Raw genomic sequence first — 12,818 nt, 5'->3', positions numbered from 1 at the left:
GTCATTCCTCGATCATCGATTGGGAAAGGGCGTTGCGCGCCGGCTGCATCAGGTACTGCAACAGGGTGCGCTGCCCGGTGATGATCAGCACGTCCGCCGGCATACCCGGCAGCAACTTGCGCTCGCCCAACGCATGGGCACCTTTCTCGGTGACCCGGACCCGCGTCAGATAGTAGGCGGCGTTGGTCTTTTCGCTGACCAGGCGGTCCGCCGAGACGTTGATGACCTCGCCCTCGATCACCGGCGTGGTCGCGCTGTTGAAGGCGCTGAAGCGAATGTCTGCGCGCTTGCCAATGGCCACGCGGTCGATGTCCACCGGCGGCACCTGGGCTTCGATCACCAGCTCGGAGACCGAGGGCACGATGTCCAGCAGCGGCGTTGCCGGTCGCACCACGCCGCCCACGGTGTGCACCGTCATGCCGATCACCATGCCCGCGTCGGGCGCGCGAATGACGATGCGTCCCAGGCGGTCCTGCAGCGACGAACTCTTTTCCTGCAGGTCGTAGATACGTGTCTGCACCTCGGCCAGCTGCTTGGCGACCTCGGCGCTGAAGTCCTTGTCGATCTGCAGGATCTGCAATTGCGTTTCGTTGATCTGCAGGCGCGTGCGGTTGATGGTGGAGCGATGATCGGCGACTTCCGCACGGATCATCTCCAGCTTGCGCTGCTGTTCGAGCAGGCGCTGCTTGTCGACGTAACCCTGCTTGAGCAGGTCGGACAGCTCGCCGATCTCGCCGCTGTAGGAGTTGGCCAGCTGGACCTTGGCGCCGATCATCGATTGCAGCCCGTCGATCTGCTGGTTCAACTGGCCGATGCGCTCGCGCAACACGGAAATCTGGCCCTGCCGCGCCCCCTGGCGGGCGTTGAACACCTGTGTCTCGCTCTGCCGCGCCTCCACGCCGCGGGGGCTGGCAAGATCGCCGACACCGTCGAAACTGATCGCAGCCTGCGCATCGCGTTCAGCCTTCAGCCGCGCCTCCATGGCCTCGGCGGCGATCAGCTGGCTACGGGTCATGTCGAATTCGAAACGCAGCTGTGCGTCGTCGAGCACGATCAGCGGAGCATCGCGTTTGACGATGTCGCCGTCGTGCACCAGCACTTCCTTGACGATGCCGCCTTCGGGATGCTGCACCGTCTTGCGGTAGGCCTGCACGGTCACTACCCCCGGCGCGTAGACCGCGCCATCCAGCGGCGCGAACGCCGCCCAGGTGCCGAACAGGCCGAAAGTTACCGCAACGATGGCCACCCCCAGGCGACGCACCTTGAGGTCCGACACCGGCAGGTCGGCGAAGCTCTCAATGGGGTGACTGGGCATCGGCGTCATCCTTGTGGGTATCCACCGGAGCGATGCTGGCGCCCGCCGGCATCGGCCGTTGCGGCACCTGTGGCTGCTGCCTGGCGGTGAGTTCGGCCAGCACCTGATCGCGGGAACCGAAGAGCGTGACGGTGCCGTCATTCATCAGCATCAGCCGGTCGAGCTGGGAAACGAGGTTGGTGCGGTGGGTGATGACGAACACGGTCGCGCCGCTCTGCTTGAGCTGGTGGATGGCAGCCGCCAGGGCGCGATCACCCACGTCGTCGAGATTGGAATTGGGTTCGTCGAGCACGATCAGCCGTGGGCTGCCATACAGCGCGCGGGCCAGGCCGATGCGCTGGCGCTGCCCGCCCGAGAGCATCAGCCCTTCGCTGCCGATGACGGTGTCGTAGCCATCGGGCAGCAGCAGGATCATTTCGTGGACACCGGCGATCTTCGCCGCCTGGATGACCTTCTCCGAATCCAGCTCGGTGAAGCGGGCGATGTTCTCGCCCACGGTACCCTCGAACAGCTCGATGTCCTGGGGCAGGTAGCCGATGTGCGGACCGAGGTCGTGCTTGTTCCAGGTACTGATGTCCGCGCCGTCCAGGCGGACGACGCCGTGCAACGGCGGCCAGACGCCCATCAGCGCCCGCACCAGGGTCGACTTCCCCGCTGCGCTCGGGCCGATAATGCCCACCACGCAACCGGCGGGGACACTGAAGCTGATGTTCTTGATGATCGGCGTCATCGAGCCGGGCGCCGCGACCACCAGGTTCTCCACCTGGATATGTCCCAGCGGCGCAGGCAGCGGCATGCGTTCGGGCTGCGCCTGCAGCTTGTCGAGGATGTCGTTGAGCCGGTTGTACTGCGAGCGCGCCGAGATGAAGCCCTTCCAGCTGCCGATGATCAGGTCCAGCGGCGCCAACGCGCGACCGAGCAGAACGGCACCGGCGAACACCATGCCCGGCCCCACCTGATGATCCACGGCCAGGTATGCACCCAGCCCCAGCACCAGCGACTGCACCAGCAGGCGGAAGGTGCGGGAAATGGTGCTGATGATCGCGCCCTTGTCGCTGGCCAGGGACTGCAGCAGCAGTACGCCGCGCTGCCGCGCGCCCCAACGGTCCATCAGGGTTTCCAGCATGCCCATGGACTCGATGACTTCAGCGTTGCGCAGGTTCTTGGTGGTATGCAGCGACGCGGCGATATGTTCCTTGTTGGCCTGCGCCAGGGCCGGAGCGGTCAGCTTTTCGTTGATGAGCGCGAGCACCAGCAGAAGCACCGCACTGCCCACCGCCACCCAGCCCAGCCAGGGGTGGAAGAGAAACATCACGGCGATGTAGATGGGCAACCAGGGCGCATCGAAGAAGGCAAACAGGCCGCTGCCGGCAAGGAACTGGCGCAGGCCGGTCAGGTCGTTGAGCGGCTGGGCGGAGGCATCCATCCCGCCGCTGTACAGCGCCCGCTTGAAACTGGCCTTGTAGACCTGGCGACTGAGCAGCACATCGAGCCGCGTGCTGACCCGCACCAGGATGCGCGAACGGACCCACTCCAGGGAGCCGAGCGTGATCACCAGCAGGGTCATGATCAGTGTCAGCATGGTCAGCGTGGTCAGGCTGCCACTGGTAATTACCCGTCCGTAGACCTGCAGCATGTAGAAGGTCGGCACGAGCATCAGCGCATTGATGAACAGGCTGAAGAATCCCACGAACAGGAAACTCTCGCGGCAGACCTGCAGTGCGCTTCGGAGGCATTCTTCAGGAGTACTTCGCATGGAAACCTCTGCTCGAGAGGCCAACCTGAGTGGAGCTTAGATCAGGCCAATTGGCGCTGTGCGGCCAATGGCCATGCCACTTGCGGCCCAGGGCGAAGTACGTGAAAAACTCGTGAAGAACCTGCGCTCCCAGCGCGTTCGGGCGATCCGTGACATCGCATCCGAATCGCTCTACGGCGGCCCCTGGCGCCAAATGAGACTGGTTCCGTCGACGCTCTGAAAAATCCGATCACCGGCTTCGTCGAGTCTGCGGTTTCAGGAGACGAAAAAGCCCGCGGCGAGGCGGGCTTTCTGCGCAGCGGTATTGTCCGGATCAGCGCTCGCAAGCCTCGGCCTGAGCGCCCTCCTCCTTCCCCGGGAACAGCAGGCTGGCAAGGATGCCCAGCGCCAGAACCACCAGCACCACGACCAGGCTGGTATTGGCGTCGATGCTGATGCCGTGGTGGAAAAGGTGGTCGGTAGCGTTCAGGCCGAGCTTCGCCGCGATGAAGAACAGCAGCACCACCACGGCCTTCTCCAGGTGCACCAGATAACGCTTGAGCGCCTCGAGCACGAAGTACAGGGTGCGCAGGCCGAGGATGGCGAACAGCATCGCGGAATAGACGATCAGCGGCTCGCGGCTGACGGCGATTACCGCCGGTACCGAGTCGAAGGCGAACAGCACGTCCGACACCTCCACCACCACCAGGCAGAGGAACAACGGCGTGGCGAACAGCGCGCCCTGGGCAAGGCTGATGCCCTTGTTCTCCGGTTTGAGCACTTCAGTCTCGAGCCGCTTGCGGGCGACGAGGAAACGACCGCCGAGCAGCCTCGGCCAAACAGGGAACAACTTGCTGGCAAAGCGGTAGGCCAGGTGCCTGGAATAGTCCTCCTCCTCTTCATCGTCGCCGCCGCCCTTGAGCATCATCACGCCGGTCCAGGCCACGATCAGGGCGAAGGCGATCTCCACCCAGGACCCGAAGGCCAGCAGCCCGGTGCCGATGGCCACGAAGACCGCGCGGAACAGGATGGCGCCGAGGATTCCCCAGTACAGTACCCGGTGACGCAGGCCGTCAGGCACCTTGAACCAGGCGAAGATGGCGATGAAGACGAACAGGTTGTCGACGCTCAGCACCTTTTCCAGCGCGTAGCCGGTCAGGAACAGGCTGGCGACCGGGGCGCCGTGCTGGATATAAAGGAAGCCGGCGAAGGCCAGGGAAATCGCCACCCAGAAGATCGACCAACCTGCCGCACGCCCCAGGGAAATGGGCTTGTTGTCCCGGTGGGTCAGCATGTCCAGCAAGAGGGCGGACAGGGCCAGTCCGATGAACACCGCCATCGTCAGCGGGGGAAAACCTATGTGTGTCTGTTCCACGATTGCAGCTCTCGAAAAAGAAATGGCATCGGTTCAGGGGGTCGGGCGCACAGGACCCGCCGTACGTCGCCAAGGGGGATGGAAAACCCGCCAATGCGGGTCCTGTGCGGCTCTTAAAAGGGCGTGATCGCCCTGGGTATCACCCCAGGCGCGCAGCCGGTAATCCTTGAGGGGGCCGTACTTCGCCTGCAGGCGCAGGACCTTGTTCCCGGCACGACAGTTGCCGCCGACGATGCGCCCACTGAGCCGACCATCGACGACTTCCAGCTCAGTACCGATCAGGCCGACCTCCAGGCGTTCGGCGAAGGGCCGCAGCACCAGCGCGGGGGAGGCCGAACAGAGGGTCACTTCGGCCCCTGCACGCAACTCCGCTGCCACTGCGTGCAAGCCTTCAGGGCGCAGCAGATAGCCCCAGACGCACCGGCAATAGGCTTGCGCCCGGACTGCCAGCCATTGCGCATCGACCCCCTGCAGGAACACCGCAATCAGACAGGCCTTCAATTCATCGCGACTGGTCCGGCGAAAGAGGAAGCCCAGGATTGGAAGCGCCATGGCCGGCACGCGCCGTAGAAAACCGAGCGAGCCGAAGGCGAACCAGAGGAACGGCAGGAAACTGTCATGCCGGGTCAGGGTGCCGTCGAAATCGAATACCGACAGGACACCGACCGCGTCATCCGGACCTTCGGGGTTTGGCAACCCTTGGGCCGTTTCCGCACGCCTTCGCAACTCCCGCATCTGCTCAACCTCACCAGGGACAAGCTCCATGAATGCCTGTCCACGACGCTGGAAGCTTCGTGAATGGGCCCCGCTCCATCGCAGGGCGACAGAGCGCTGGCATTCTCGGGCGCCAGTGCGGGGCGACAAACGGGATTCCCCTCAGGGCTGCGTCAGAATCTTCCTCAATACCGGCACGCAAACGGGTTCGCAGGCGGGAGCGCGGCAGTCTGCGGGAGGGACCGGGAGGAAGGGCGAGAGAGGCGACGGCATCTTTTCGCCGCGCAAACGAAAACGCCGCCCTGATGGGCGGCGTTTCGATTTTGGAGCGGGAAACGAGACTCGAACTCGCGACCCCGACCTTGGCAAGGTCGTGCTCTACCAACTGAGCTATTCCCGCAGCAACTTGTTGCAACCTTCAGCTTTCGCCGAAGGGTAACGCCATTTCATCTTTCGGTCACCGCCTGGGCGATGATCGAGAATCTGGAGCGGGAAACGAGACTCGAACTCGCGACCCCGACCTTGGCAAGGTCGTGCTCTACCAACTGAGCTATTCCCGCAATGGCGTCCCCTAGGGGACTCGAACCCCTGTTACCGCCGTGAAAGGGCGGTGTCCTAGGCCACTAGACGAAGGGGACATATCCTTCGAAGAAACCCACCAGGCGGTGGATTCTGGCTTCATCCCATGCGGGAATTTGGTGGAGCTAGACGGGATCGAACCGTCGACCTCTTGCATGCCATGCAAGCGCTCTCCCAGCTGAGCTATAGCCCCAGATGACTCTGGCTGACGATGCGAAGGCATCGTCGCTGGATAAGTGGCGTCCCCTAGGGGACTCGAACCCCTGTTACCGCCGTGAAAGGGCGGTGTCCTAGGCCACTAGACGAAGGGGACGCGGCCCGGAACTTAACATCTTTCCGACTTCATCGCTCCGGCATTTCTGCGTTTCGCGTCGAAGTGGCGCGCATTCTAGGGAGGCTTTGGAGGGTCGTCAACCCTTAGTAGAAATATTTTTTAAATCAAAGACTTCTGAGTAAAAACTGAGCTGCCGCTATCAGCGGTATCACTAAGACATTACACTCGCGGAAAACATCCGGAGCACTCCACGGTGTCGCCAATCGTCATTACGGTCCTGGTTCTCGTCGGTATCGCCCTGCTGGTCGCCATCGGCTACATCAATCACCTGGTGGAAAACCGCAAGCTGGAGCAGGCGCGTCTGAAGGCCGATCTGTCAGATCGCTGCCGGCGCTGCGCCGATGTTTCCGAATCCCTGCCCGGCCAGTTCATGTCCCCGGCGCTGAAACTGCTGCTCAGCGGCTTCGAGCTGAAGCTCAGCGAACGCCTGCTCGCGGTCGACAAGCAGAACGCCGCGCTCAAGCAGCGCCTGGAAGAGCTGCGCGGCCTGGTTGCCAAGGGCGAAAGCATCCCGGTGAAGAATCCGCCGCAGCCGATCCTCACCGAAGCCAAGGCCAAGGACGTGCGCTTCCTCTTCGAAGCCCTGCACGCCCAGCTCACCCGCTGCGCCCAGGACAACATGCTGCCGCAGGCCGAAGCGAAGAAATGGGTGAAGGAAATCCGCCACCTGCTCACCCTCCTCCATATAGAGTTCTTCGGCAACCTGGGCCAGCAGGCGCTGCAGCAGGGTCAGCCCCGGCAAGCGCGCCTGGCCTTCGAGCGCGGCGCGCAGTACCTGCAGAAGCAACCGGAAATCGGCCGCTACCAGGCGCAGCTCAAGCAGATGGAAGCCCAGCTGGCCCACGCCAACGCCCTGGTACTGGAAACCTCCCAGCCCGCGCCGGACGAGCCGAGCGAACTGGGCGAGGGCCTCAAGGCGCTGGACGAGGACGATATCTGGAAGAAGAAGAACCTCTACGACTGATCTCCCTCACCCCGGCCACCTTCGCCCCAGGAGCCCTGCATGAGCCTCGTCGTCTTCGGCGCCCCGCTGTCCCCCTTCGTTCGCAAAGTCCGCCTGTTCGCGGCCGAGAAAGGCTTCGACTACCAACTGGAGAACGTCAACCCGTTCAACCAGCCGGACTGGTACCGCGAACTCAACCCGCTGCGCCGCGTGCCGGCGATCCGCGACGGTGATTTCACCCTCGCCGACTCCAGCGTCATCTGCCACTACCTGGAAGACCGCGATCCGCAACGCGCGCCGCTGTGCGGCCAGGGCGCCGAGTCCCGCGCGCGGATCAACTGGCTGGAGAAGTACGCCGACTACGAGCTGGCCCCGCTGACCACCTTCACCGTGTTCCGCAACCGCCTGCTCAAGCCGCTGATGGGCAAGGTCTGCGATGAAGTCGCGGTGAAAGGCGCCATGCAGGAGAAGCTCCCCGAGCACTTCGACTACCTGGAGAAATGCCTGGGCGGGCAGCAGTGGTTCGTCGACGACCGCTTCAGCCTCGCCGACATCGCCATTGCCTGCCAGCTGGTGAACCTGCGCCATGGCGAGGAAACGCTGGATGCCCAGCGCTGGCCGAAGCTGGCCGCGCACTTCGAGCGCACCCTGGCCCGCCCGGCCCTGGCCGAGATCGTCCAGGGCGAGCTGCAGATCATCGCCAAGATCATGGCCAAGCGCTGAAGCTGCGCCCGCCATGAAAAAGCCCCGCTCAGGCGGGGCTTTTTTGTTGCAAGCGAATGATCAGCAGTCAGTGAGACGCAGGAAAATCTCCGCCAGATGCTCGATTCCGGCCTGATCCTCCGCGCTGAAACGGCCAACCTTCGGGCTGTCCAGGTCCAGCACGCCGATCAGGCGGCCATCCTTCACCAGCGGCACCACCAGCTCGCTGTTGGAGGCGCTGTCGCAGGCGATGTGCCCGGGGAAGGCGTGCACGTCTTCCACACGCTGGGTTTCACGAGTACGCGCCGCAGCGCCGCACACGCCCTTGCTGAAGGGAATGCGCACGCAGGCGACCTTGCCCTGGAACGGGCCGAGCACCAGCTCTTCGTTGCGGTTCAGGTAGAAGCCGGCCCAGTTCAGGTCCGCCAGCTCGTTGAACAGGAACGCGGAAAACTGCGAGGCGTTGGCAATGAAGTCGCGTTCGTCGGCGAACAACGACTCCGCCTGGGCAGCCAGCAGCGCGTAGCCGCCGAGGCCGGCACCGGCCTGTTGCAGATCGATCATGGTGACTCTCCTTCGAGCAATTGTCGGCCCACCCAGTAGCGGGCGAATTGATAGGCACAGCGGCCATTACGGTTGCCACGTCCCAGCGCCCAGCGGATGGCTTCCTTCTCCAGCTCCTCGTCCCAGGTCCAGGCGGCAAGCCCGGACTTCTGCGCGAGCACCTCCACCCAGTGGCGCACCACGCTGAGGAAGTGCTCCTGGGTAAAGGGATAGAAGGACAGCCACAGGCCGAAGCGGTCGGACAGGGCGATCTTGTCTTCGACGGCTTCGTTGGGATGCAACTCGCCGTCGACCATCTTCCAGTTCTCGTTGTCGCTCTGCTTTTCCGACACCAGGTGGCGGCGATTGGACGTGGCATACAGCAGGACGTTATCCGGCGCCTGTTCCAGCGAGCCGTCGAGCACGCTCTTGAGGACGCGGAAATCGCCCTCTCCGGCATCGAACGACAGGTCGTCGCAGAACAACACGAAGCGCTGCGGCAGGCCCTGGATCTGCTCGACCACCCGCGGCAGGTCGGCCAGGTGGTCGCGCTCGATCTCGATCAGGCGCAGCCCCTCACCGGCGAGCTCCGCGAGCAATGCGCGCACCAGGGAGGATTTGCCGGTGCCGCGGGCACCCCACAGCAGCGCGTGGTTGGCCGGCTGGCCAGTCACGAATTGCCGGGTGTTGCGGGCCAGTTGCTCGCGCTGCCGGTCGACACCCAGCAGATCGTCCAGGCGCAGGTCGAGGCTGACCTTCAGCGGCTGCAGGTAGCCGCTGCGGCCGTCACGGTGCCAGCGCGCCGCCAGGCTCTGCTGCCAGTCCAGCGTTTCGCGCACGGCGGGCAATAACGGCTCCAGGCGCGCCATCAGCGCTTCGGCGCGGGCGAGAAAATCGTTCAGACGGGAATCCACGCGTGTCTCCAAGCTTTTCAGGGAAAAGTCCCCGGGCGCCACTCATGAGGCGCAGGCCCGAGAATTTCTTAGCCTTCGGGCTATCCCGACAGACGGTTCCGATGGGCTATGCTACGCCGCAGGAAAGCTTTTGCGAGGCGACGCTCCGCAACCATGGATATTGCGCTCACACATCGCCTCTCGTTCAAGCAGGCCAGCCTGACGGTGCTGGTGGCGTTCATCCTGGGCACCCTGCTCAGCCTCATCCAGGTAGGCGTCGATTATGCCAGCCAGGACGCCTCCATCAACCGCGAAGTGCGCGCCCTGCTGGACGTCAGCCACAACCCTGCCGCGCGCATCGCCTACAACATCGACGCCGAACTCGCCCAGGAACTGGTGGTTGGCCTGCTGCGCTCGCCCGCGGTGATCCGCGCCGAGATCATCGACAATGCCAGCGTGCCGCTGGCCAGCGCCGACCGGCCGCCGGCAGAAAGCCACCTGCGCGGCCTGAGCGACTTCCTCTTCGGCGAGCAGCGATCCTATGAGGAACCGCTGTTCGTCGACCACGCCCCCGCCGAGTCCCTTGGCGTGCTGCGCCTGGAGATCGATACCTTTGTCTTCGGCAACGACTTCCTGCGCCGCGCCGGGATGACCTTCATCTCCGGGTTCGTGCGCAGCCTGTTGCTGTCGCTGATCCTGTTGGTGCTCTTCTACGGACTGCTGACCAAGCCGCTGGTGAGCCTGATCGACGCCCTCTCCCGCCATGATCCGCGCTCGCCCTCGCGCCTGCGCCTGCCCTGCCCGCGCGGCCATGAGCGCGACGAGATCGGCGTGCTGGTGGAAGTGACCAACCGCCAGCTCAACCGCATCTCGGTGGAGATGGAGCAGCGCCGCGAGGCCGAGGACCGCCTGACCCAGTACCTGGAAGAGCTGGAAAGCATTGTCGCGGCAAGAACGGCCGAGCTGAAGGCGGCCAATGCGCGCCTGACGCTGTCCAACCAGGAACTGGAACAGGCCCGGCAGACCGCCCTGGCCATGGCCCAGGCGCGCGGCAGCTTCCTGGCCAACATGAGCCACGAGATCCGCACCCCGCTCAACGGCCTGCTGGGCATGCTCGGCCTGGCCCTGGACGGCCCGCTGACCGCCGAGCAGCACCAGCAGCTGTCCATCGCCCATGACTCGGGCAAGGTCCTGGTGGAACTGCTCAACGACGTGCTCGACCTGTCGAAGTTCGAGGCCGGCCAGCTGGAGCTGGAGCAGATTCCCTTCGACCTCGGCACCCTGGTGGAAGACACCGCCAGCCTGCTGTCGCAGAACGCCGGCCCTTCCGTGGAGCTCACCTGCCTGATCAGCCCACAGTTGCCGGCGCAGCACTCGGGCGATCCGACGCGAGTGCGCCAGGTGGTCAGCAACCTGCTGTCCAACGCCCTCAAGTTCACCCGCTTCGGCCGCGTGGACGTGCGCGTCGAGCCGCTGGGCGCCAAAACCGGGGATCAGGGCGTGCGCATCAGCGTGCGCGACACCGGCATCGGCGTGGCGCCCGAGGCCCTGCAGAAGATCTTCCAGCCCTTCACCCAGGCCGACGCCGGCATCGCCCGCCAGTACGGCGGCACCGGGCTGGGCCTGGCGCTGACACGAAAGCTCTGCGAGGCGATGAAGGGCGAGCTGAGCGTCACTTCGCAACCGGGCCTGGGCAGCGAGTTCATCGTCACCCTGCCCCTGCGGCCACTGGAAGCGGCGCAACCGCAGGCGAAACTGGACGGCAGGCTCATCGTGCAATGCGCCGCCAGCAGTGGGCTGGCCGCACTGCTGCAGAACTGGCTGCCGGAATGGGGCGTGGACTTTCAGCGCCTGGATATCGACGAAAGCCTCGCCGGCGTGGAACTGGATGCGCTGCTGTCGGACTGCCCGGACTGCCTGATCGTGCTACGCCAGAACGTCACCAAGCCGGTGCTGCTGGTCACGGCCTACGGCAACTTCCTCGAACCCGAGGTGGCTCAGCGCCTCGCTCCGCTTCGGCAACTGGCGCGGCCGCTGTCCCGCGCCGTGCTCTATCAGGCGCTGAAGCAGGCTTTCGAGCATCAGCCGCTGCCCGCTTCGAAGACACCTGGCGCGGTCCCGGCGGAACAGTTCTCCGCCCGCGTGCTGCTGGTGGAGGACAATCCCGTCAACCAATTGGTCGCACGCGGTCTGCTGCAGAAGCTGGGTTGCCAGGTAGGCATCGCCGCCAACGGCGAGGAGGCGCTCAAGCAGCTCGACGGCGCCGAGTTCGACCTGGTGCTGATGGACTGCAACATGCCGGTGATGGACGGTTACCAGGCCACCCGCGAGATCCGCGAGAGCGGCCGCTGGCCGGACCTGCCCGTGGTCGCCCTGACTGCCAACGCCCTGCCGGAGGAGCGCGAGCGCTGTCGGGCGGCCGGCATGGACGATTACCTGGCCAAACCCTTCCACCGCGACGAGCTGGCAGCCATCCTCGAACGCTGGACCGGCCCACAGCCGCGCAGCTGAGTCAGGCGTCCAGTTTCGACAACTGCAGCAGCAGGCTGTCCAGTTGCTCGCGCAGGCCGTCGGTGACGCCCAGGTCGATGCCGCTGCGGCACAGCAACTCCTCACGCAGCGGCAGAACCTTCTCGCGCAGGGCAACGCCTTCCAGCGTCAACCCCAGGTGCACTTCACGTTCGTCGTGCTGCGCGCGGCGGCGCCGTACCAGGCCGAGCTGTTCCAGGCGCTTGAGCAGCGGCGTGAGGGTGCCGGAGTCGAGCATCAGCCGCTCGCCGAGCGCCTTTACCGAGGGCTGTTGCGGCGGCTCGGCCTGCCACTCCCAGAGCACCAGCATCGCCAGGTACTGCGGGTAGGTCAGGCCGAGCGCCTCGAGCATCGGCCGGTAACCGCGGATCACCGCGCGGGACACGGCGTACAGGCGGAAGCACAGCTGGTTGTCCAGCTGCAGTTCGGCCGGCAGGGCTACGGCGTCGTTCATCACAGCAGCGCTTCGATCTCGGCGGACAGTTGCTCGGGCTTGGTGGTCGGGGCGAAGCGCTTGACCAGTTGGCCGTCCCGGCCGATCAGGAACTTGGTGAAGTTCCACTTGATGCCCTGGCTGCCGAGCAGGCCGGGGGCGCGCTTCTTCAGCTGGACATAGAGCGGGTGGGCCTCGGCGCCGTTGACGTCGATCTTCTTGAACAGCGGGAAGCTCACGCCGAAGTTCAGCTCGCAGAACTGGGTGATCTCCCCTTCGTTGCCCGGTTCCTGCTTGCCGAACTGGTTGCAGGGGAAGCCGAGCACCACCAGGCCCTTGTCCTTGTACTGCCGCCAGAGCTTTTCCAGCCCTTTGTACTGAGGCGTGAAGCCGCACTGGCTGGCGGTGTTCACCACCAGCAGGGCCTTACCGCCGAAGTCGGCAAGGGTCTTCTGTTCGCCCTTGATGGTGGTCACGGGAATGTTCAGCAGTGCGTCGCTCATCGGGCATGGCTCCGGAGGAAGGTGGGAAATTCAAGAATAGTGATCAATTAAATTGCATGCAATTCAATTGATCACGAATCACCCACTGAATGGCGCCGTATCAGCAATTCCTGTAGGAGCGGGGGGGGTAGGGGCCCGGGTTATAAGCGGGCCCCCCCCGGGGCGGGTTTGGGGCGACCACGCGGCGGCGCAAAAACCCCCAAAAAAAAAAACCCCAAAA

Annotated in this window: 11 protein-coding genes and 5 tRNA genes; 3 read left to right on the top strand and 13 right to left on the bottom strand. The window is 64.6% G+C overall.

All coding sequences use genetic code 11. The features are described from left to right. Position 1 precedes the first annotated feature (1 nt). From ACCC94_RS11270 to ACCC94_RS11230, 9 genes are all read right to left on the bottom strand, one after another. Positions 2 to 1,315: an HlyD family type I secretion periplasmic adaptor subunit gene (locus ACCC94_RS11270; RefSeq protein ID WP_413349550.1), complete on the bottom strand. Its 1,314-nt coding sequence runs from the start codon at positions 1,313 to 1,315 to the stop codon at positions 2 to 4. Then, positions 1,296 to 3,071 (bottom strand): type I secretion system permease/ATPase, encoded by a 1,776-nt coding sequence (locus tag ACCC94_RS11265; RefSeq protein WP_413349549.1) that lies wholly within the window; start codon positions 3,069 to 3,071, stop codon positions 1,296 to 1,298. Before ACCC94_RS11265 ends, ACCC94_RS11270 begins: the two co-directional genes overlap by 20 nt. Before the next feature lie 313 nt (positions 3,072 to 3,384). Then, positions 3,385 to 4,425, bottom strand: a complete 1,041-nt coding sequence (locus ACCC94_RS11260) for a TerC/Alx family metal homeostasis membrane protein (RefSeq protein WP_413349548.1) — start codon at positions 4,423 to 4,425, stop codon at positions 3,385 to 3,387. 33 nt (positions 4,426 to 4,458) lie between these two features. After that, positions 4,459 to 5,160 (bottom strand): HAD-IB family phosphatase, encoded by a 702-nt coding sequence (locus tag ACCC94_RS11255; protein ID WP_413349559.1) that lies wholly within the window; start codon positions 5,158 to 5,160, stop codon positions 4,459 to 4,461. Between the two features lie 303 nt (positions 5,161 to 5,463). Beyond that, positions 5,464 to 5,539 (bottom strand) — tRNA-Gly (locus ACCC94_RS11250). Between the two features lie 84 nt (positions 5,540 to 5,623). Next, positions 5,624 to 5,699: transfer RNA gene (locus ACCC94_RS11245), tRNA-Gly, on the bottom strand. A 2-nt stretch (positions 5,700 to 5,701) separates the two neighbouring features. Beyond that, positions 5,702 to 5,777 (bottom strand) — tRNA-Glu (locus ACCC94_RS11240). A 58-nt stretch (positions 5,778 to 5,835) separates the two neighbouring features. Next, a tRNA-Ala gene (locus ACCC94_RS11235) sits at positions 5,836 to 5,911 on the bottom strand. 44 nt (positions 5,912 to 5,955) lie between these two features. Further along, a tRNA-Glu gene (locus ACCC94_RS11230) sits at positions 5,956 to 6,031 on the bottom strand. Between the two features lie 214 nt (positions 6,032 to 6,245). Between ACCC94_RS11230 and ACCC94_RS11225 the strand changes: the two genes are divergently transcribed. Beyond that, positions 6,246 to 7,016 (top strand): hypothetical protein, encoded by a 771-nt coding sequence (locus ACCC94_RS11225; protein ID WP_413349547.1) that lies wholly within the window; start codon positions 6,246 to 6,248, stop codon positions 7,014 to 7,016. 39 nt (positions 7,017 to 7,055) lie between these two features. After that, positions 7,056 to 7,718, top strand: a complete 663-nt coding sequence (locus tag ACCC94_RS11220) for a glutathione S-transferase family protein (RefSeq protein ID WP_413349546.1) — start codon at positions 7,056 to 7,058, stop codon at positions 7,716 to 7,718. A 60-nt stretch (positions 7,719 to 7,778) separates the two neighbouring features. On the opposite strand, the gene ACCC94_RS11215 is transcribed toward ACCC94_RS11220, so the two are convergent. Together ACCC94_RS11215 and ACCC94_RS11210 are read right to left on the bottom strand one after the other, a co-directional pair. Beyond that, a complete protein-coding gene (locus ACCC94_RS11215) occupies positions 7,779 to 8,261 on the bottom strand; it encodes a GAF domain-containing protein (protein ID WP_413349545.1) in 483 nt (160 codons plus the stop codon). Further along, positions 8,258 to 9,154, bottom strand: coding sequence for an ATP-binding protein (locus tag ACCC94_RS11210; RefSeq protein ID WP_413349544.1), 897 nt, complete (start codon positions 9,152 to 9,154; stop codon positions 8,258 to 8,260). Before ACCC94_RS11210 ends, ACCC94_RS11215 begins: the two co-directional genes overlap by 4 nt. Positions 9,155 to 9,262: 108 nt before the next feature. Here ACCC94_RS11210 and ACCC94_RS11205 point away from each other — a divergent pair, with 108 nt between their 5' ends. After that, positions 9,263 to 11,644: an ATP-binding protein gene (locus ACCC94_RS11205; RefSeq protein WP_413349543.1), complete on the top strand. Its 2,382-nt coding sequence runs from the start codon at positions 9,263 to 9,265 to the stop codon at positions 11,642 to 11,644. Between the two features lies 1 nt (position 11,645). On the opposite strand, the gene ACCC94_RS11200 is transcribed toward ACCC94_RS11205, so the two are convergent. Both ACCC94_RS11200 and ACCC94_RS11195 read right to left on the bottom strand, forming a co-directional pair. Further along, positions 11,646 to 12,116, bottom strand: coding sequence for a MarR family winged helix-turn-helix transcriptional regulator (locus ACCC94_RS11200; RefSeq protein ID WP_413349542.1), 471 nt, complete (start codon positions 12,114 to 12,116; stop codon positions 11,646 to 11,648). Beyond that, positions 12,116 to 12,598: a glutathione peroxidase gene (locus ACCC94_RS11195; RefSeq protein ID WP_413349541.1), complete on the bottom strand. Its 483-nt coding sequence runs from the start codon at positions 12,596 to 12,598 to the stop codon at positions 12,116 to 12,118. Before ACCC94_RS11195 ends, ACCC94_RS11200 begins: the two co-directional genes overlap by 1 nt. Positions 12,599 to 12,818 lie beyond the last annotated feature (220 nt).

Origin of the sequence: Pseudomonas sp. Pseusp97 (assembly GCF_047304025.1) — a bacterium.
Classification (GTDB): Bacteria; Pseudomonadota; Gammaproteobacteria; order Pseudomonadales; family Pseudomonadaceae; genus Pseudomonas.
The sequence above is the reverse complement of the archived record's forward strand: the minus strand, read 5'-3'. Positions and strand labels throughout refer to the sequence as shown.